Here is an 18,469-nt window from a genome sequence, read left to right as displayed (position 1 = left end):
CGCACCGCCGGCGCGGCACGTCCCTCAGACGAAGGCGCTCTCGCCGGTGATGGCGCGCCCCACGATGAGGGTGTTGATCTCGCGGGTGCCCTCGTAGGAGTAGATGGCCTCGGCGTCGGCGACGAAGCGGCCCACGTGGTGCTCCAGCAGGATCCCGTTGCCGCCGAGCACCTCGCGGGCCCAGCCGACGGTCTCGCGCATCCGCACGGTGCTGTGGACCTTGCACAGCGAGGCGTGCTCGTCGCGCAGCAGGCCGGCGACCTGCAGCTGCGAGGCGCGCACGTTCATCGCGGTGGAGGCGGTGACGTTGGAGAGCATCTTGACCAGCAGGTCCTGAACCATCTGGAAGGACGCGATCGGGCGGCCGAACTGCTCGCGGGCCTTGGTGTAGCGCAGCGCGTGCTCGTAGGCGCCGCGCGCGCAGCCGGCGGCCTGCCAGGCCACGCCCATGCGGGTCACCCGCAGCACCTGGGAGGTGTCGTGGAAGGAGTGGGCCTCCTGCAGCCGGTTCTCCTCCGGCACCCGCACGTCGCGCAGGTGGATCTCGGCGTTCTGCACCACGCGCAGGGCGATCTTGTCGCGCTGCACATCGAAGGTCATGCCCTCGGTGTCCTTCTCGACCACGAAGCCCTTGACCTGGCCGTCGTCCTCGTCGCGGGCCCAGACGACCACGAGGTCGGCGAAGGAGGCGTTGCCGATCCACTTCTTCTCGCCGTTGAGCACCCAGGCGTCGCCGTCGCGGCGCGCCGTGGTGGACAGCCCCTGGGAGATGGCCGAGCCGGTCTCGGGCTCGGTGAGGCCGAAGGCGCCGATGAGCTCCAGGCGCGCCATCGCGGGCAGCCACCGCTGCTGCTGCTCGGGGGAGCCGCACAGCGCGATCGAGCCCATGGCCAGCCCGCCGTGCACGCCCATGAAGGTGCCGATGGAGGGGTCGACGCGGCTCAGCTCCATGGCCACGAGGCCGTCGACCAGCGCGCCGCGGGCGGGGCAACCCGGCCCGTCGTAGGCCAGGCCGGCGATGCCGAGGTCGGCGATGCCCCGCACCAGCTCGTGGGGGAACTCCCCGCGCGTCCAGTGCTCGTTGATGACCGGCTCGACCTCGCGGTTCATGAAGGCGCGCACGCGGCCGAGCAGTTCGCGGTCGTCGTCCTCGAGCAGCAGCTCGAAGCCGAGGAAGTCGGAGAAGGGGGAGTCGGTGAGCTCCACGTCCTCCAGGCCGGTGGTGCGGGGGTCGCCGCTCAGGTCGCCGTCGGGGCGGGCCGCGGCCTCGGCGGCGTGCTCGGTCGGCTGCTCGGTCGCGGCGTCGGCGGTGTCGGCGGTGGGGGGAGGGGTGCTCATCGGTCGGGCTCCTGGTCGTCGAGGAAGTGGTCGATCAGCGGGGCCAGCTCGTCGCTCTCGGTGAGGATCCCCAGGTGGCCGCCACGGTAGACGTGCAGCTGCGAGCGCGGCACGAGGCGGGCGATGACGCGGGCGTTGACCAGCGGGATGATCGGGTCGTCGTCGCCGGCCATCACGAGCACCCGCTGGCGCAGGAAGGGCAGCGCGGGCAGGCTCGACCAGCCGGTGCCGGCGAGCAGCTGGAGGTAGTAGCCGCGGCGGGGGCCGCTGCGGGTGGCCTCGTGCAGCAGGGCGGCGCCGCGGGCGGGGTCGGTGCGCATGGTGCCGCCGTAGATGTCGCCGGCGATGGAGGCGGCGTAGCCCGCGTCGCGGTGGCGCTTGGGGGTCAGCATCCGCGAGAGCACCCGCGGGTGGGCGGGCACCATCAGCGAGCCGGTGCCGGTGGCCACGAGCACGACGTGGCGCACCCGTCGCGGCGACTGGAAGGCCAGCTGCTGGGCCAGCCCGCCGCCCCAGGAGAGGCCGAGCACGTCGAAGCGCCGGTGGCCCAGGCGGTCCATGAGCGCGGTGAGCCAGGAGGCGATGCCGGCCATCGTGTAGGGCACCGGCGGCGCCGGCGACCCTCCGACGCCGGGCACGTCGAAGCGCACCACCCCGCGCCGCGGGTCGAGGGAGTCCACCAGCGGCTGGAGCGCCTCCAGGCTGGCCCCGATGCCGTTGCACAGCAGCAGCGGTGGCTCGCCGGTCAGCGCGCCGGTGCCCGGGCGCACGGAGACCCGCACCGGGATGCGGCGTACGGCGAGGGTGCGGATCCGGTCGGGGGCGGCCGGGCCGCGGTCGTCGGCGCCGGGACCGTCCGGGCCGCCGGGGCCCCGGGTCGCCATCGTGGGGCTCACCGGTCGTGGACGTAGGCGCCGGGCGCGGCTCCCACGGGCTCGTAGCGGGCCGAGCCGTGCCGGCGGGGGCGGTTGCGCTCGGGGCCGGTGCGCTCGGCCAGCCAGGCGGCGTAGTCCTCCCACCAGCTGCCGCGCACCTTGCGCGCCCCGGCCAGCCAGGCCTCGGCCGTGTCGGGGTTGTCCTCGGCGGTCTGGAAGCTGGCCTTCTCGTTGCCGGGCGGGTTGACCATGGCGGCGATGTGTCCGCTGGTGGAGAGCACGAAGCGGGTCTCGCCGCCGAAGAGCTGGGTGGTGCGGTAGCACGACTCCCACTTGCACAGGTGGTCGGCGATGCCGGCCACGACGTAGGCGTCGGTGTCGACCTTGGCCAGGTCGACCGGCGAGCCCAGCATGGTGGAGCCGTCGGGCTCGGTCAGCGCGTTGCGGATCGCGAGGTCCATGAAGTCGCGGTGCATGGCGGCGGTCATCCGCACGGGGTCGGCGTTCCAGTAGAGGATGTCGAAGGCCTTGGGGGCGTGGCCCATCAGGTAGTTGTTGACCCAGTAGTTCCAGATCAGGTCGTTGGGCCGCAGCCAGGCGAAGATCTCGGCCAGCGCGGCGCCGTCGAGGTAGCCCTTCTCCCGCGAGGCGCGGGTGGAGGCGGCGGCGCCCTTGTGCGAGAGCAGCGCGCTGGGCAGCCCGGCCTCGAACTGGTCGAGCACGGTGACGGCGAGGCTGAAGGCCGCGACCCGGTCGAGGTCGCCGGTGGCGGCGAGGTGGGCCATCACCATCGAGGCGAGCATCCCGCCGGAGCAGATGCCGAGGATCGCGACCTGCTCCTGGCGGGCGATGTCCTGGGCGGCGCCCATCGCCTCCACGATGGCCTGGCCGTAGGTGTCGAGGCCCCAGTCGGCGTGGCGGGCGTCGGGGTTGCGCCAGGAGATGCAGTAGACCTGCTGCCCGGCGCGCACGAGGTGCTCGACCAGGCTGCGGTCGGGGGCGAGGTCGATGACGTAGTACTTGTTGATCGTCGGCGGCACGATCAGCAGCGGCACCGAGCGCACCTTGGTGGTCTGCGGGGTGTACTGGATCAGCTCGAAGACGTCGGTGCGCAGCACCACCTCGCCGGGCGTCACCGCGATGTCCTCGCCCACCTCGAAGGCGTCGGCCTCCACCATCGACGGCACCCGCGGCGCGGTGGCGAAGTCGCGCACGAAGCGGCGCCCGCCGGCCACGAGGTTGCCGCCGCCGGTGTCGATGACCCGCTTGAGCACCTTCGGGTTGAGCGCGGGGTTGTTGGTGGGCGCCGAGGCCTCCACGATGTTGTCGACCACGAAGCCCATGCGCTGGCCGTCGCCGTGGTCGAGGCCCGCGTCGGCGACCAGGCCGCGCAGCGCAGCGCCCGTGGCGAGGTAGCTCTGCAGGGTGCGGCGGAAGAAGGGGTTCTTCTCCCACGCCTCGTCGCTGAAGCGGCGGTCCTTGGGGTGCGGGGCCAGCTCGGAGCGGCCCACCTGCACCTTGGCCAGCTCGGCGCCCAGGCCGGCGACACGGCCGACCACCCGACGCGGGTGACGGGCCAGCCCGACCCCGAAGCGCACCCCCGACATGCCCGGCAGCAGCCGCCGCAGCGGGCCGCGGGTGGCGTCGGCGAGCAGCAGGTCGAGGGGCGTCGCGAGCTCGCCGGGGCCCGGGGCGTCGGCGGCGCCGGCCTCGCGCATCCTCTGGTCGGCCTCGCGGGCGGGTCGTGCGCTGAGATCGGTCATCGTGCCTCCGAGCGGCTGGGCGTGGCCGACGTACGCCGGCCCTGCTGCGCCCAGTGTGACTGGTGCCACACCGGGCGGGACCACCCGGTCGGATGGGCGGTCGACGGGCGGGTCGGCGGGCCGACCGGGCGGGCCGGGCGGGGCCCGTCGGGGTGAGGGTGCGGGCCGCGGGGGCGACGTACGTTCGAGGGGCGGGCAGGACCTGCCCGCCCCACGATCCCCAGGAGGCACCATGAGCGCCCACGACCAGAGCACGAGCGAGCAGGAGCAGCGCGTCGTCGAGCTGCTGAAGGACTCGAAGGTCGCGATGCTGACCTACCTCGACCCCAGCGGCAAGCTGCTCAGCAAGCCGATGGCCACCCAGGACGTCGACTTCGACGGCACCCTCTACTTCATCGCCGAGCGCGGCTCCGACAAGGTCCAGGCCCTCGTGGCCGACTCCCGGGTCAACGTGTCCTACTCCAACAACGGCTCCTGGGTCTCGGTGGCCGGCACCGCCTCGGTCGTCAACGACGAGACCAAGCTCAAGGAGCTGTGGAGCAGCTTCACCGACTCCTGGCTCGAGGGCGGCCCGGAGAACCCCGAGAACGTGCTCGTCGAGGTCACCCCCGACTCCGCGGAGTACTGGTCGGCGCCGGGCGGCAGCACGATCATCTCGCTGACCAACCTGGTCAAGGCCAAGCTCACCGGCTCGCGCATCGAGGGCGACAACGAGCAGGTCGACCTGCGCTGACCCGGCTCTGAGCTGCGCCGGGCCCGCGCCGACCCCGCGCCGGGCCTGCGCCGGGCCGGCCCCGGGCACGCCCCGGCCCGGCCGGGGGCGCGACGGCCCGGCCCGGGCGCGATTGCGGCCGGGTCGTCGCCCGCCCGTAGAGTTTCCGCCCGTGGCACTCACCATCGGCATCGTCGGTCTCCCCAACGCGGGCAAGTCGACCCTCTTCAACGCCCTGACGAAGAACGACGTCCTCGCGGCGAACTACCCCTTCGCCACCATCGAGCCCAACGTCGGCGTGGTGGGGGTGCCCGACGGGCGCCTGGCCCGGCTGGCCGAGGTCTTCTCCTCGGCCAAGGTGCTGCCCGCGACGGTGGAGTTCGTCGACATCGCCGGCATCGTGCGCGGCGCCTCGGAGGGCGAGGGCCTGGGCAACAAGTTCCTCTCCCACATCCGCGAGTCGGCCGCGATCTGCCAGGTCACCCGCGTCTTCCGCGACGAGGACGTCACCCACGTCGACGGTGAGGTCAACCCCGGCAACGACATCTCCACCATCCAGACCGAGCTGATCCTGGCCGACCTGCAGACGGTGGAGAAGGCCATCCCGCGCCTGGAGAAGGAGGCGCGCGGCAACAAGGCCGTCACCGCCAACCTGGAGGCCGCCAAGGAGGCCCTCGGCCACCTCGAGGCCGGCACCCCGGTCATCGACACCACGGTCGACCGCGCACTCGTGCGCGAGCTGTCGCTGCTGACCGCCAAGCCCTTCATCTACGTCTTCAACTGCGACGCCGACGAGCTGGCCGACGAGGAGCTCAAGGACCGCATGCGCGCCCTGGTCGCCCCCAGCGAGGCGATCTTCCTCGACGCCAAGTTCGAGTCCGAGCTCGTCGAGCTCGGCGACGACGACGAGGCCCGCGCCATGCTCGAGGAGATGGGCGTCGAGGAGCCCGGCCTCGACGTGCTCGCCCGCGTCGGCTTCGACACCCTCGGCCTGCAGACCTACCTCACCGCCGGCCCCAAGGAGACCCGGGCCTGGACGATCCCGAAGGGCGCCACCGCCCCCGAGGCCGCCGGCGTGATCCACACCGACTTCCAGCGCGGCTTCATTAAGGCCGAGATCGTCTCCTTCGACGACCTCATGGAGCTCGGCACCATGCAGAAGGCCAAGGAGGCCGGCAAGGTGCGCATGGAGGGCAAGGACTACGTCATGGCCGACGGCGACGTGGTGGAGTTCCGCTTCAACGTCTGACCCGAGTGACCCGGCGCTCGTCGTCCCGGGTCAGGACGCACGCTGCTCGCTGTCGGGCGAGGCGGTGCTGTCCTCCACGGCGTCGTCGTCCTCGCGGCCCTCGTCGGGCTCGCGCTCCTTGCGCCGCAGCAGGTAGGCCGCGGCCGCGAGCAGCAGGGTCAGCACGCCGAGCACGCCGATGAGGGTCACGTCGTCGCGGAAGACGTCGCCCTTGCCGGTGGCGTCGGCGGCCTTGACCGACACGACCACGATCTCCTTGATCGAGGCGATGATGCCCACGATCAGGAAGGGCTCCGCGACCAGCTCGCGGCGGGCGACCGTCGCACGCACGGCGAAGAGCAGCTCCACGACGATGAAGACCAGCAGGACGGCGTCGAGCACCTCGAGCACGGGTGCCTGACCACCGGTGGAGAAGAGGTCGGGCACCCCGCGGGCCAGGTCGACCACCAGGGCCGTGGCGCAGAGGGCGAGGACGACGGCGATGACGACGTAGAGGAGGTCCTCCAGCCAGCCGATGGCGCGGTCGATGACCTCCGCGCGGCGTTCCTCGCTCGACGGAGCGTCCTTGGATCGTGTGCTCATCGGCTGATGATGGCAGCCCGACGGCGGCGGCGTCGCCAGCGCCGCGCGGAGGTCCGACGGCGCCGGGCCCGCGGTGCCCGCGCGGCGGGCGCGGAGCCCGCCGCGTCCTCCTCGACCGGTCGCGCCAGGTGGTGCAGGACCTGCCGCGATCCGGCGCTGCTGCGGTGCGGTCCGGCGCCCGTGGCGCGGAATCATTCTCGGGTGCTTTCTCGGGAGTGGATCGACAGCAGGCAGGCGGCCGAGGTGCTCGGCCTGACGCGGAGCCAGGCGGTGTGGCTGGCGCGGCGGGGGAGGATCCCCGCCGAGCAGCGCGACGGACGGTGGGTCTTCGACGCCGCCCACGTGCGCGCCGACGCCGCCGAGCGGCGGGGGTGGGTGTCGTGGCGGGAGGCCGTCGACCTGGCCGACTGCACCGAGCACGCGCTGTGGGAGGCGGTGGCCGCGGGCCACGTCGAGCAGCGCACCGGGCGGGGGCCCTCGCTGCGGCGCGACAGCGTGCTCGCCTGGGCCCGGTCGCGACGGGTCCGGGGGATCGTCCGCACCCCGCGCCAGGGCTGTACGCCGGGAGCCGGGCCGACGACCTAGCCCGGGCCCACGAGCCGGCCGCGCAGCGGGGTGGGCCAGCGGGTGCGCCAGCGGGTGCGCGGCGCCCGCCACCCGGCTGATCGACCCGCGGCCCGACCGGCCGATCGGAGGGGGAGCCCCCGCGGGGTGGCGCCGTACGGGCTCCACCGGTGACCGCGGACGCTGAGTGCGTCGACCCCCCTGAGCGACGCGGCAGGGCGAGCACACGGAGGCACCATGTCCACGACCAGTGCGCGACGCTCTCGGGCGCGCCTCGCACCCGCCGGCCCGGTCACCCACGGCACGCCGCGCCGGGTCCTGCTGCTCCTCGCGGTGCTCCTCGGGGCCCTCGCGGGGATGCAGACCGTGGCGGCCGGGAGCCTGACCCCGACCGTCTGGCCCCCGGCCGGGCTGGCCGCCGGGCTCTACCTCACGACGCCGCCGCGACGTAGGCCGCACGTCGTCGGTGCGTTGCTCGGCCTCCTGGTGCTCGCCCACCTGCTCGACGGCGCGGGCGGGCGGGTCTCGCTCGGGCTCGCCGTCTCGACGGTGCTCGGGGCCGTGGTCACCGAGACCCTGCTCGTCGCCCGCCGCCCCGACGGGCGCGCACGGTTGCGCGACCAGGGCGACGTCTCGCGCATGATCGGGGCCATCGCCGTCGGCTCCGCCGTCGCCGGGGCGGGCTGGGTCGCGACGCTGCTGCTCACCGGGGGCCCGGTCGAGAGCACGTGGCGCGTGGCGCTGGCCGCGGCGGGCGCCCACGCCGCGGCCGCGGTCGTGCTGGTGCCGCTCTTCCTCGACAAGCTGGAGTTCCAGGCGCTGGCCTCGACGGGTGAGAGGGCGGTGCAGCTCGCGCTCACCGTCGGCACGACGGTGGCGGTCTTCGTGCCCACCGACCTGCCGCAGCTGATCTTCGCGGTGATGCCGATGTTCACCTGGCACGCCTTCCGCGGCAGCCTGCGCGAGTCGATGGTGGTGCTCGTGGTGGTGGCGGTGGTCAGCACGACCCTGACCACGGCCGGCCTCGGGCCGGTCGCCGCGGCAGGTGCGCTGCTCGACCTGCCGCCGGAGGTGTCGCTGGGGGTCCTCCAGCTCTTCCTGCTCGACTGCGGGCTGATCCTGCTCCCGCTCTCAGTGATGGTCACCCAGCAGCGGGTGGCCACCGCCTGCGCCGAGCAGGAGCGGGAGACGATGATCCGGCTCGTCGACGCCGCCACCGGCACCGCCGTGGTGGCGACGGCGGCCGACGGCACGGTCACGCTCTTCAACCCCGGCGCCGCCGCGGTCTTCGGTCGCCGCGCCGACGAGGTCGTGGGCTGCCGGCCCGACGCCCTCTTCACCGAGGCGGAGCTGCGCCGTCACGCCGACGCCGTGGGGGCGGCGCCGGTCTTCGCCGACATCTGCCGGGCCTCGGTGGCCCAGGGGGTGCGCGACGCCCACTGGCGCGTGCGGCGCGGCGAGGAGGAGCGCATCCTGCGGATGACGCTGACCGCGGTGCCCGACTCGGTGGGCGGACTGACCGGCTACCTCGCCACGGCCGAGGACGTCACCGACCGCGAGCGCGCCCACCGCTCGCTGCTGGCCACCCTCGAGGCCGAGCGCGAGGCGGTGGAGCGGCTCAGCTCCCTGGAGCGCACCAAGACCGAGCTGGTCGCCACCGTCAGCCACGAGCTGCGCACCCCCATCACCAGCATCCTGGGCTTCGCCGAGGTGCTGGAGGACGGCGACGTCGGCGAGCTCACCGGGCCGCAGCGCGCCGTGCTCACCCGGATCAGCAGCAACTCGCGCCGGCTGTCGGCGCTCGTGGAGGACCTGCTGATGCTCTCCAGCGTCGAGGAGGCGACCGTGCGGCTCCAGGTCGAGTCCCTCGACCTGCGCGACGTCGTGGCGCGCGCCGCGGCGGCGGTCGTGGACTGCGTGCCCGAGCGCTCGCTCGACGTGGCGCTCCACCTGCCGCCCGGCCCGGTCCTGCTCGGCGGCGACGCGGGCAAGCTGGAGCGGGCGGTGACCAACCTGGTGAGCAACGCGCTGAAGTTCACCCCCGACGGGGGCGCCGTCACCGTGGCGGTCGAGCCGGGGGCCGACGAGCACGTGGTGGTCGTCAGCGACACGGGCATCGGTATCGCGCAGGAGGAGCAGGCCCAGCTCTTCACCCGCTTCTTCCGCTCGGCCGAGGCCAACCTCCGCGCCATCCAGGGCACGGGTCTGGGGCTGTCGATCGTCCAGGCCATCGTGGAGCTGCACGGGGGTCGGGTCGGCGTCGACTCGGCGCCGGGCGTCGGCACCACGGTCACCGTGGTGCTGCCCCTGGTGATGCCCTCGGTGCTGTCGTCGGCGGTGCCGCTCGCGGCCCCGGCGTCCGAGCCGGCCGGGGGCGGGGAGGGCCTGGCGGTCCTCCCCGCGTGACACGGGCGCCTGCTGCTCGGGCGGCTCAGCGCTGGGAGCGCAGCAGCTCCACCAGGATGTCGCCGTGCCCGGCGTGGCGGGCCAGCTCGGTGAGCAGGTGCAGGTGCACCGCCCGCAGGCTGGTCTCGCCGTGGTGGGAGGAGTAGGTCTCGTCGAGGTCGCGACCGGCCACGATCTCGCGCGAGCGCTCGCAGGCGGCGAGGTAGGTCGCGCGCACCGAGGCGACGGTGTCCTCCTCGTCGATCACGAAGCTCTCGTCGACGGTGTCGGGGAGACCGAGCGCGGCGCGCGGCACACCGGCGACCCGTGAGTGGAACCAGACCCGCTCCACGAAGGTCAGGTGCTTGACCAGGCCCAGCGGCGTGGTCGCGGACGGCACGAGGCGCGCGCGGGCCTCGTCGTCGTCGAGGCCGTCGAGGACGGCGACGACCTCCTCGCGCTGGCGGTCGAGGGCGTCGGCGAGCAGCGTCCGCTCGTCGTCGGGGGAGTGGGCCATGCCGGCAGGCTAGCGACGGACGTCGGTGCCCGGGCCTAGCGTGTGGCCATGGACCGACACGACGCTGCCGCGATGCCCTGGGAGATCCCGCTGGCCGGCGACGAGGTCGACCACCTCGTCGGGTCGCTCGACCGGCTGCGGGCGACCTTCCGCTGGAAGGCCGGTGGTCTCGACGCCGCCGGGCTGTCCGCCCGGGTGGGCGTCTCGGCCATGACGCTGGGGGGCCTGCTCAAGCACCTGGCCCTGGTGGAGGACGACGTCTTCGCCTGTCGCCTGTCCGACGACCCGCTGGGTCCGACCTGGGACGCCTACTTCGCCGGGATGACCGCGCCGCCCGCCGACGACTGGTCCTTCGCGTCCGCCGCCGACGAGTCGCCCGCGGTGCTCTACGCGCTCTACGACGGCGCCATCGCGCGCTCGCGCGTCCGCCTGGCCGCCGCTCTGGCCGCCGGCGGGCTCGACCAGGAGGTGGCGATGGCCGACGACGCGGGGCGGCACGCCAGCCTGCGCCGGCTGCTGTGCGACCTGCTGGAGGAGTACGGCCGCCACACCGGCCACGCCGACCTGTTGCGCGAGGCCGTCGACGGCCGGGTCGGGGAGGACCCGCCGGCGTACTGGGTGGGAGGCTGAGGCCCCCGGACGATGTGACATACACCGTAAGGCGGCACCCTCAGGGGTGGTCGTCGTGCTTGGCGGCCTGTGGTGCACTGGATAGTCGACCACGCGTCGGGGAGACCCCTGCCGCGCCGACAGACCCCGGGCCCCGGGCCCGACGAAGGAGCCAGATGACGCCGGACCCCATCGCAGGCCGCTACCGGATCGTGCGCGAGATCGGCCGTGGAGGGATGGGCGCGGTCTGGCTGTGCCACGACGAGACCCTGGGCCGCGACGTCGCGGTGAAGAGGGCGGGAGCGCTGCCGGGCGTCGCAGTCGACGGCGCCCGCGCGCTGAGGGAGGCCCGCTCGGCCGCCGCGCTCAACCACCGCAACGTCGTCTCGGTGCTCGACGCGGTCGAGGACGGCGGGGAGGTGTGGCTGGTGATGGAGTACGTCGCGTCGCGCAACCTCACCGAGGTCGTCGACCAGGACGGTCCGCTGACGCCCCGGCGTGCGGCGGCGATCGGCGCCCAGGTGGCCGACGGCATCGCCGCGGCCCACGCCCGCGGCACGATGCACCGCGACGTCAAGCCCGGCAACGTGCTGGTGACCTCCGACGGCACGGCCAAGATCTCCGACTTCGGCATCGCCCGCACCGCCGGCGACGACCAGCTCACCGGCACCGGTCTGGTGCTCGGCACCCCCGCCTACTTCGCGCCCGAGCTGGCGCGCGGCGACGACCCCACGCCCGCCGCCGACGTCTGGGCCCTGGGCGCCACGCTCTACGCCGCGGTCGAGGGCCGCCGTGCCTACGGCGAGGGCAGCGCGCTCGAGGTGCTGGCCCGCATCGCCGACGGCCCGCCCCCGCCGCCGCAGCGCGCACAGGCCCTGGGCCCCGTGATCGAGCAGATGATGGACCCCGACCCCACCCGTCGCCCGAGCATGCCCGAGGCGGCGGAGTCGCTGCGCGCGCTGGCCGCCGGTCGCGCCGTGCCCGCCGGCGCCGCTCGGGCCGACGCCACACAGGTGATCGCGACCCAGGCGGTCGCCACGAGGACCGTGCCCGCCGTGGCCCCGGTGCCCGTCCCGGCGCCGACCCCGGCCGGGGCCTCGTACGACGGCTCGCGGCGGCGTCGGGCGCCGTGGCTCGTCGCCGCGGTCGTGCTCCTCGTGCTGGCCTTGGCCGGCGGAGCGGTCGCGCTGGTCGTCGGCGACGACGGCGTCGACGAGGCCGGGCGCGCCGAGCAGGCCTCCGCCCGCACCGGCAACGGCGCCGGCGACGGTAACGCGCGGGACCGCTCGGCCACGCCGACTCCGACGCCGACCCCCACGCCGACCCCGACGCCCACGCCGACGCCGACCCCCACGCCGACTCCGACCCCGACTCCCACGCCGACGCCGACCCCGAGGCCGACGCCCGCGGACCAGGCCCCGAGCAGCAGCCCGGCCGCCTTCGTGCAGTCCTACTACGCAGCCCTGCCCGGCGACCCGTCCCAGACCTGGCCGGCCCTCTCGCCGCAGCTGCAGGCCCGGGTCGGCAGCTACGACGACTACGCGTCCTTCTGGTCGAGCATCGACGCCGTCACCGTGACGGGCACGTCGGGCTCGGGCCGCACCGTCGACGTGTCGCTGACCTACTCCTCCGGAGGCGGCCAGCAGAGCGAGGTGCGCCGACTCACCCTGCAGCCCACCGACGGCACGTGGCTGATCGTCGGCGACGCCGTCGTCGGCTGACCCGGCCGCCGAGCGCCCGCGGCCCCCGCACTGCGCGGACAGCGCAAACCTCTGCGGTGGCGGTGCTCGGGCGCGCGCAATTGCGCTGCTCGTGCAGACCTCGGGCCCTGTGCGTGGCGCGGACCGCGCAAACCTCTGCGGTGGCGGTGGTCGGGCGCGCGCAATTGCGCTACTTGCGCAGACCTCGGGCCCTGCGCGTGGCGCGGACCGCGCAAACCTCTGCGGCGGCCGCGGTCGGGCGCGCGCAATTGCGCTGGTTGCGCAGACGACGGGCCCCACACCTGGCACGGACCGCGCAAACCTCTGCGGCGGCCGCGGTCGCCCGCACGCAATTGCGCTGGTTGCGCAGACGACGGCAGGCCGCCGCGCGCGGTGCCGTCACCAGTCGTCGCCGGGGCGTTCCTCGCAGGCGATGGGCGCGGTGAGGTCGAGCGGGCGGTCGGGGTCGACGACGAGCACCATGAGGCCGTCGTCGTCCTCGGGGGTGCGCTCGCGCCCGCCCGTGCGCACGACGTACGACGGGCCGCGCCAGGAGCGCCACCCCAGCGACTCGTAGAACAGCGGCACCCCGGTGCTCAGCACGCCCAGGTCGTGGCGGGCGACCAGCTCCTCCTGCAGGGTGCGCATCACGGCGCGCCCCACGCCGCGGCCGCGGACCGGGCCCAGCGTGCAGACGGCCTCGACGTAGCCCGCGTCCCACACGGTGAGCGCGTCGCCCTCGCCGACCAGGATGCTGCGGGGCACCACGCTGGCGTGGCCGACCAGGACCCCGTCGAGGTGGGCCAGCACGTGCACGCCGCCGAGCGCGTGGTCGGCGTCGGTGTCGGCGAAGTCGCCGTCGAAGGCGTCGTGCCACAGCGCGCGCAGCGCGGTCAGCTCCGCGGCGCCCAGCTCGTCGGTGGCGGCCACCCACAGCTCGGGGCCGGTGCTCACCGCAGGACCCGCGCCGGGGCGAGGCCCCTCAGGCGGGCAGGGGTGGGGCCGTCGTCGGCGACGGCCCAGCCCCGCGGGGCGAGGTCGGCGCTCGAGGTCGTCAGGCCGGCCCACCGGCGGAGCGTGCGCACCAGCCGGTCGCGCTCGGCATCGGGGAGGTCGGCGATCGGGGCGCCGTGGGTGCCGCCGGGCACGGCCGTGGTGAGGCAGGCACGGGCTGCGGCCGCGGCCGGGTCGTCGCCGCAGCTGAAGGGCTCGGCGTGCCAGGGGTCGACCCCGCCGTCGACGAAGAGCATGCGCTCTGCCTCCTCGCGCACCCACGCGTCGACCGCCGGCATGGCGCTGGGGTCGAGCGCGAGCGGGCGCAGCCGTCGCGGCACCAGCTCCGCGGCGGTGTTGGCGCCGGGGTGGCGCAGGAGGTCGGCCAGGGCCGACTCGTCGAGCTGGGGCGAGCCCAGCTGGGTGGCGGCCTGCACGTAGTAGGGCGCGTAGGTGCGCAGGACGGGGTCGACGTAGGCGATCGGGGGCGCGACCTCGGTGACCTCGGCCCACAGCCGTCGCGGGCCCAGGGCGGCGGGGTCGCGGGGCAGCGTCGGGCAGGCCTCCTGCCCGCGGTAGGCCCAGAAGCCGAAGGCCAGGTCGGTGGCGAGGAACTCCAGCGCCCGGTCGGGCCCGCCCAGGATCTTCGTCGGGCCGAGGTCGGCCAACCGGGGCGCCAGCGCCTCGCGCTGCACCAGCACGGCCCGCTGCAGGGCCACGAGCCGGTCGCGGCAGCCCGCGCTCGTGCCGACCCGGTCCAGGAAGTCGCTGTAGGCGTCGTCGGTGTCGACGACGTCGTCGGGCGCGCCGTAGGGGATCGTGCCGGCGACGTCGTCGGGGTAGGACCTGCGGTGGTAGACCGCGGCCATGCCGCCCTTGGAGACGCCCGTGCTCAGCCACGGGCGCGGGTAGAGCCGGCGCAGCGAGGCGATGATGCGGTGCTCGTCGGCGGCGGCCTGCTCGAGGGTGAGGTAGGTCCGCCACGACTCGGGGCTGAGGTCGGTGGGGCGCGAGCGCCCGAAGAAGCGGTGCTCGAAGCCGACCTGGTTGCCGTCGACCAGGCGCGTGGGCTCGGTCGGGTCGGGCCCGGGCAGCGAGTAGCCGCTGGTCGTCACGACGGTGGGCCGACCCACGCCGCGGTGGGTGACCACGACCTGCTGCACGAAGGTCGGCCCGCCGCGCACGGTGTGGTCCACCGGCTGGCGGAACCGTACGTCGAGCACGCGCGGCCCGCGCCGGCTCACGCCCACGACGTGCGGCAGCCGGTCGATCCGCTCCTCCAGGCTGTGCCGCGGGGCCCGGCGGACCTCGGCGGACGCGTGGGCCGGGCGGTCGGCCGCCGTCGCCGAGGCCGTCGACGGGGCGGCCGCGACCCCCGGGCCGGCCGGCAGCAGACCGCCGAGCAGCAGGCTGGAGACGACGACACCGGCGACCACACCGACGACGGGACCGACGACGAGAGCGGCGCCGGGGCGCCGGGAGCGGCGTGGGGCGCGGGGAGGAGCGAGGGGCACGGGGGACCTCCGAGACGTGGGGCTCCACCCAAGCAGACGCCGGCGACACCCCCGTCGTGACGGGGCCGACGCCGGCGTGCGTGGCTCAGATGCCGAGGGAGCGCCCGACGATCTCCTTCTGGATCTCGGTGGTGCCGCCGTAGATGGTCTGGATGCGGCTGTCGACGTAGGCCTTGGCGATGGGGTACTCCATCATGTAGCCGTAGCCGCCGTGCAGCTGCACGCCCTGGTCGACCAGCTTCTTCTGCAGCTCGGTGGTCCACCACTTGGCCATCGAGGCCAGCGAGGTGTCGACGTCGCCGGCGTTGAGCCGCATGACGCAGTCGTTGACGAAGACGCGCGCGATGTGGACCTCGGTGGCCATCTCGGCCAGCAGGAAGCGGTTGTGCTGGAACTTCCCGATCGGGCGGCCGAAGGCCTCGCGCTCCTTGGCGTAGGACAGGCACAGGTCGAGCACGTGCTCGCAGGCGGCGACGGCGATGGCGGCGATGGAGATCCGCTCCTGGGGCAGGTTGACCATGAGGTAGATGAACCCCTGGCCCTCCTCGCCCAGCAGGTTCTCCTTCGGCACGATGACGTTGTCGAAGAACAGTTCGGCGGTGTCCTGGGCCTTGAGGCCCATCTTGTCGAGGTTGCGGCCGCGCTCGAAGCCCTCCATGCCGCGCTCGACGACGAGCAGGCTGATGCCCTGGTGGCCGGCGTCGGGGTCGGTGCGGGCGACGACGATGACCAGGTCGCTCATGATGCCGTTGGAGATGAAGGTCTTCGACCCGTTGAGCACGTAGTGGTCGCCCTTGTCGACCGCGGAGGTCTTGATGCCCTGCAGGTCGGAGCCGGCGCCGGGCTCGGTCATCGCGACCGAGGAGATCAGCTCGCCGCTGACCAGGCCGGGCAGCCAGCGCTGCTTCTGCTCCTCGGTGCCGAGGGAGGAGATGTAGGGGACGATGATGTCGGTGTGCACGGGGAAGCCGAGCCCGCTCGCGCCGACCTTGGAGATCTCCTCCGCGACGATCATGTTGTAGCGGAAGTCCTGGATGCCCATGCCGCCGTACTGCTCGTCGACGTCGAAGCAGAGCAGGCCCTGCGCGCCGGCCTTGGTCCACACCTCGCGGCTGACCTGGCCGTCCTTCTCCCACTGCTCGTGGAAGGGCACGACCTCCTTCTCCATGAAGGAGCGCACCATGGCGCGGAAGTCGTCGTGCTCGGTCTCGTAGATGGAGCTGGCGGTGCTCATGGGGCGGCCTCTCGGGGGTCGGGACGGTGCCTGCACGCCCTACTGTGACAGCGGTACTGTCACAGTTCAAGAGGTACGCCGAGGTTCGCCCGACGCCGTGTCGCACGCGTCGCGACACCGCCCGCGGCGCCCTCGGCGACCCGGCGGCTCAGCCGCGGGCGAGCCGGTCGGAGACCCGACGCCGGGTTTGCTGGGCCGCGCCGACCCCGAGCGCGGCCAGTCCGCGCGACGAGCGCGGGAAGAGCCCGAGCTGCACGTGGGGACGCACGTGGGGGGTCCACACCCGCGTCCACGCCTCCTCCTGGCCGAGCATCTCGACGCGCTCCAGGCCGCGCCCCAGGCTCCAGCCGATCACCTCGGCCAGGAGCAGCTGGCCCGGGGAGACCCGGGCGAAGGCCTCGTCGTAGCCGATCTTCAGCAGCCACAGCGCCCCGTGGCGCTCCACGGCCAGCTGCATCGCGGCGAGGTCGTCGCCCACGTGCAGCAGCGCCACGCGCAGCACGCCGGCGCCGGCCGCGGCCCGGGCGTAGCGGCGGTAGAACCCCTCGCGCACCGGGTCGCGCAGCAGGGCGGTGCCCGCCGGGGCCTTCCAGCTGCGCAGCTCCACGGCCAGGGCGGCGTCGAGCAGTGCGTCGACCTCCCCGGGCCCGGGCGCGTGCACCTGCGCGCCGAGCGGCCCGAGGGCCTCGGCGCGGCGGCGGGCCCGGCGCAGGTCGGAGCGGCGCCCGGGGTTGAGCACCGCGTCGGGCGCGTCCAGCCCCGCGAGGTCGACGTACGGCGTGCCGGGCCCGTCGCGCCGCACCCGCACGGCGCGGGGTCCGTAGGCCCGCTCGAGCGCGTCGACGACGGGGGAGTCGCGCGGCACCCGTCGCAGCATCAGCGGCAGCGCCTGCGCGGCGAGGGCCTCGGCGAGCCGGGCGGCGGCGTCGGCGTCGGCGGCGAGCACGTCGACGGGCTCGGTGACCTCGACCGCGCCGGGCACCTCCCACCACGGGGCGCGGGGCCCGCCGTGGGCGAGCACGGCCACCGCGCCGTCGACGGCGACGACGCGGGTGCGGCGGGGCTCGGCGAAGACGGCGGCGCAGCTCTCGAGCCACTCGGCGTCCTGCACCACCGAGGTGGCCGCTCCCTGCAGCCGGCGCACCGCGCCGAGGTCGGGTGCCGCTGCCGTGCGCATCGGGCAAGCCTAGGCAGGAGCCGCGGCCGGTCGGGCCGCGGGTAGAGCGCCCGCCGCCCGAGCGGGGCGCACCTCACCCCGGTGGTCCGGGTAAAGGCTCAACGACCCACGGCGGGGTCGCGCGGACCCTAGACTCCGCGCATGCCTCTGACCGCCGGCCCCTCCCCGGCCGCGTGGAACCGTCTGGCGCACGACGCCGGCAACCTCTTCGCCACCCACACCTGGGCGTCGTGCTGGTGGGACTTCTACGGCGACGGCGCGCAGGCCGACGTGCTGTGCGACGACCTCGCCGACCCCACGGTGGTGCTGCCGCTGGTGGTCACCGGCCGGGTGCTGCGCCAGGCCCGCTTCATCGGCCACGGCCCGGCCGACCAGCTCGGCCCCGTCTGCGCCCCCGAGCACCGCCCGCGCGCCCAGGCGCTGCTGCGCGAGGCCCTCGAGGGCGGACGGGTCCGCGCCGACGTGGTGCTGCTCCAGGACATGCCGCTCGACGAGCCGTGGTGGCAGCCGCTCGGCGGACGTCAGGTCAGCAGCGAGGTCAGCCCGGTGGTCGACCTCGTGGAGCACGACGACTGGGAGTCCTTCCTCGCCTCGCGCAGCCGCAACCTGCGCGCCCAGATGCGCCGCAAGACCGCCAAGCTGGAGGACGCCCACGACGTCACCTACCGGCTGGCCACCGCGGAGACCATCGAGGCCGACCTGGCCACGCTCTTCGACCTGCACGCGCGCCGCTGGGAGGGCGAGAGCCCGCTGCTCGACGAGCGGCAGGGCGGCTTCACCGCGGCCTTCGCCCGTGCCGCGCTGGCCCAGGGCTGGCTGCGGCTGTGGTTCCTGGAGATCGCGGGCCGACCGGTGGCCACGGCGCTGGTCTTCGAGTTCGCGGGGGCGTCGTACTGCTACCAGCTGGGCCGCGACCCCGACCACGACCACGAGTCGGTCGGCTTCGTGCTCATGGTGCGCATCATCCGCGCCGCCCTGGAGTCGGGGCTGCGCGAGTTCCGCTTCCTGCGCGGCGACGAGGGCTACAAGGGCCGCTTCGCCACCCGCGAGCCGATGATCGAGAGCATCGCCCACGCCCGCACCGCCCGGGGCCGGGTGGCCGTGCGCGCCGCCCTCGTGCGCCGCCACCACCGCGAGGTCGCCGCCGAGGAGCGGGCCGCGGTGTCGGAGCCGGCCGCCGCCCGTTGAGGGGCCCGCTCGGCGGGGCGTCCTACTGATCGTTGCGACCACTGGCCGACCGTCAGGACTGTCAGCCAG

General features: G+C 74.6%; 16 protein-coding genes. 7 read left to right on the top strand and 9 right to left on the bottom strand.

Features of this window, described 5'->3' with window-relative positions; all coding sequences use genetic code 11:
- Nucleotides 1-24: 24 nt before the first annotated feature.
- The 3 genes from ASF50_RS12970 to ASF50_RS12960 are packed head-to-tail and all read right to left on the bottom strand — an operon-like array spanning nucleotide 25 to nucleotide 3,976.
- Complete coding sequence (locus ASF50_RS12970) at nucleotides 25-1,338, bottom strand: acyl-CoA dehydrogenase family protein (RefSeq protein ID WP_082503160.1); 1,314 nt, start codon at nucleotides 1,336-1,338, stop codon at nucleotides 25-27.
- Nucleotides 1,335-2,234: a poly(3-hydroxyalkanoate) depolymerase gene (gene phaZ, locus ASF50_RS12965; RefSeq protein ID WP_200920147.1), complete on the bottom strand. Its 900-nt coding sequence runs from the start codon at nucleotides 2,232-2,234 to the stop codon at nucleotides 1,335-1,337. Before phaZ ends, ASF50_RS12970 begins: the two co-directional genes overlap by 4 nt.
- Nucleotides 2,231-3,976, bottom strand: a complete 1,746-nt coding sequence (locus ASF50_RS12960) for a PHA/PHB synthase family protein (RefSeq protein ID WP_200920145.1) — start codon at nucleotides 3,974-3,976, stop codon at nucleotides 2,231-2,233. Before ASF50_RS12960 ends, phaZ begins: the two co-directional genes overlap by 4 nt.
- Nucleotides 3,977-4,208: 232 nt before the next feature.
- Between ASF50_RS12960 and ASF50_RS12955 the strand changes: the two genes are divergently transcribed.
- Together ASF50_RS12955 and ychF are read left to right on the top strand one after the other, a co-directional pair.
- Complete coding sequence (locus ASF50_RS12955; RefSeq protein ID WP_056904709.1) at nucleotides 4,209-4,709, top strand: pyridoxamine 5'-phosphate oxidase family protein; 501 nt, start codon at nucleotides 4,209-4,211, stop codon at nucleotides 4,707-4,709.
- A 151-nt stretch (nucleotides 4,710-4,860) separates the two neighbouring features.
- Nucleotides 4,861-5,937 carry a redox-regulated ATPase YchF gene (gene ychF, locus ASF50_RS12950; RefSeq protein ID WP_056904708.1) on the top strand — a complete coding sequence of 359 codons (1,077 nt, stop codon included), beginning with the start codon at nucleotides 4,861-4,863 and terminating at the stop codon, nucleotides 5,935-5,937.
- Between the two features lie 30 nt (nucleotides 5,938-5,967).
- On the opposite strand, the gene ASF50_RS12945 is transcribed toward ychF, so the two are convergent.
- A complete protein-coding gene (locus ASF50_RS12945) occupies nucleotides 5,968-6,519 on the bottom strand; it encodes a phosphate-starvation-inducible PsiE family protein (protein WP_156718274.1) in 552 nt (183 codons plus the stop codon).
- 201 nt (nucleotides 6,520-6,720) lie between these two features.
- On the opposite strand from ASF50_RS12945, the gene ASF50_RS19030 reads away from it, so the two are divergent.
- Both ASF50_RS19030 and ASF50_RS12935 read left to right on the top strand, forming a co-directional pair.
- Nucleotides 6,721-7,104, top strand: coding sequence for a helix-turn-helix domain-containing protein (locus tag ASF50_RS19030; protein ID WP_156718273.1), 384 nt, complete (start codon nucleotides 6,721-6,723; stop codon nucleotides 7,102-7,104).
- A gap of 216 nt (nucleotides 7,105-7,320) precedes the next feature.
- Complete coding sequence (locus tag ASF50_RS12935) at nucleotides 7,321-9,489, top strand: PAS domain-containing sensor histidine kinase (RefSeq protein WP_056904706.1); 2,169 nt, start codon at nucleotides 7,321-7,323, stop codon at nucleotides 9,487-9,489.
- Between the two features lie 25 nt (nucleotides 9,490-9,514).
- Here ASF50_RS12935 and ASF50_RS12930 read toward each other — a convergent pair whose 3' ends face one another.
- Complete coding sequence (locus tag ASF50_RS12930; protein WP_056862236.1) at nucleotides 9,515-9,985, bottom strand: DinB family protein; 471 nt, start codon at nucleotides 9,983-9,985, stop codon at nucleotides 9,515-9,517.
- A 48-nt stretch (nucleotides 9,986-10,033) separates the two neighbouring features.
- On the opposite strand from ASF50_RS12930, the gene ASF50_RS12925 reads away from it, so the two are divergent.
- Nucleotides 10,034-10,615, top strand: a complete 582-nt coding sequence (locus ASF50_RS12925; RefSeq protein ID WP_056904705.1) for a DUF664 domain-containing protein — start codon at nucleotides 10,034-10,036, stop codon at nucleotides 10,613-10,615.
- Between the two features lie 155 nt (nucleotides 10,616-10,770).
- Entirely contained in the window at nucleotides 10,771-12,315 is a 1,545-nt protein-coding gene (locus tag ASF50_RS12920; RefSeq protein ID WP_056904704.1) for a serine/threonine-protein kinase, read from the top strand.
- Nucleotides 12,316-12,693: 378 nt separating this feature from the next.
- Here the strand turns inward: ASF50_RS12920 and ASF50_RS12915 are convergent, their stop codons facing one another.
- The 4 genes from ASF50_RS12915 to ASF50_RS12900 all read right to left on the bottom strand — a co-directional run bounded on the left by ASF50_RS12915 (nucleotide 12,694) and on the right by ASF50_RS12900 (nucleotide 17,212).
- Nucleotides 12,694-13,248 carry a GNAT family N-acetyltransferase gene (locus tag ASF50_RS12915; RefSeq protein ID WP_056904703.1) on the bottom strand — a complete coding sequence of 185 codons (555 nt, stop codon included), beginning with the start codon at nucleotides 13,246-13,248 and terminating at the stop codon, nucleotides 12,694-12,696.
- Nucleotides 13,245-14,801, bottom strand: a complete 1,557-nt coding sequence (locus ASF50_RS12910; protein WP_082503158.1) for a S28 family serine protease — start codon at nucleotides 14,799-14,801, stop codon at nucleotides 13,245-13,247. The genes ASF50_RS12915 and ASF50_RS12910 overlap by 4 nt, the downstream gene beginning before the upstream one ends.
- Nucleotides 14,802-14,886: 85 nt before the next feature.
- Complete coding sequence (locus ASF50_RS12905; protein ID WP_056904701.1) at nucleotides 14,887-16,035, bottom strand: acyl-CoA dehydrogenase family protein; 1,149 nt, start codon at nucleotides 16,033-16,035, stop codon at nucleotides 14,887-14,889.
- Nucleotides 16,036-16,183: 148 nt separating this feature from the next.
- Nucleotides 16,184-17,212, bottom strand: coding sequence for a GNAT family N-acetyltransferase (locus ASF50_RS12900; RefSeq protein ID WP_056904700.1), 1,029 nt, complete (start codon nucleotides 17,210-17,212; stop codon nucleotides 16,184-16,186).
- Between the two features lie 141 nt (nucleotides 17,213-17,353).
- On the opposite strand from ASF50_RS12900, the gene ASF50_RS12895 reads away from it, so the two are divergent.
- The gene (locus ASF50_RS12895) at nucleotides 17,354-18,400 is read left to right on the top strand and encodes a GNAT family N-acetyltransferase (protein ID WP_056862243.1); all 1,047 of its coding nucleotides are present in this window, start codon (nucleotides 17,354-17,356) and stop codon (nucleotides 18,398-18,400) included.
- Nucleotides 18,401-18,469: the final 69 nt, after the last annotated feature.

It is taken from the genome of Nocardioides sp. Leaf307, from assembly GCF_001423135.1.
GTDB lineage: Bacteria > Actinomycetota > Actinomycetes > Propionibacteriales > Nocardioidaceae > Nocardioides > Nocardioides kribbensis.
The sequence above is the reverse complement of the archived record's forward strand: the minus strand, read 5'-3'. Positions and strand labels throughout refer to the sequence as shown.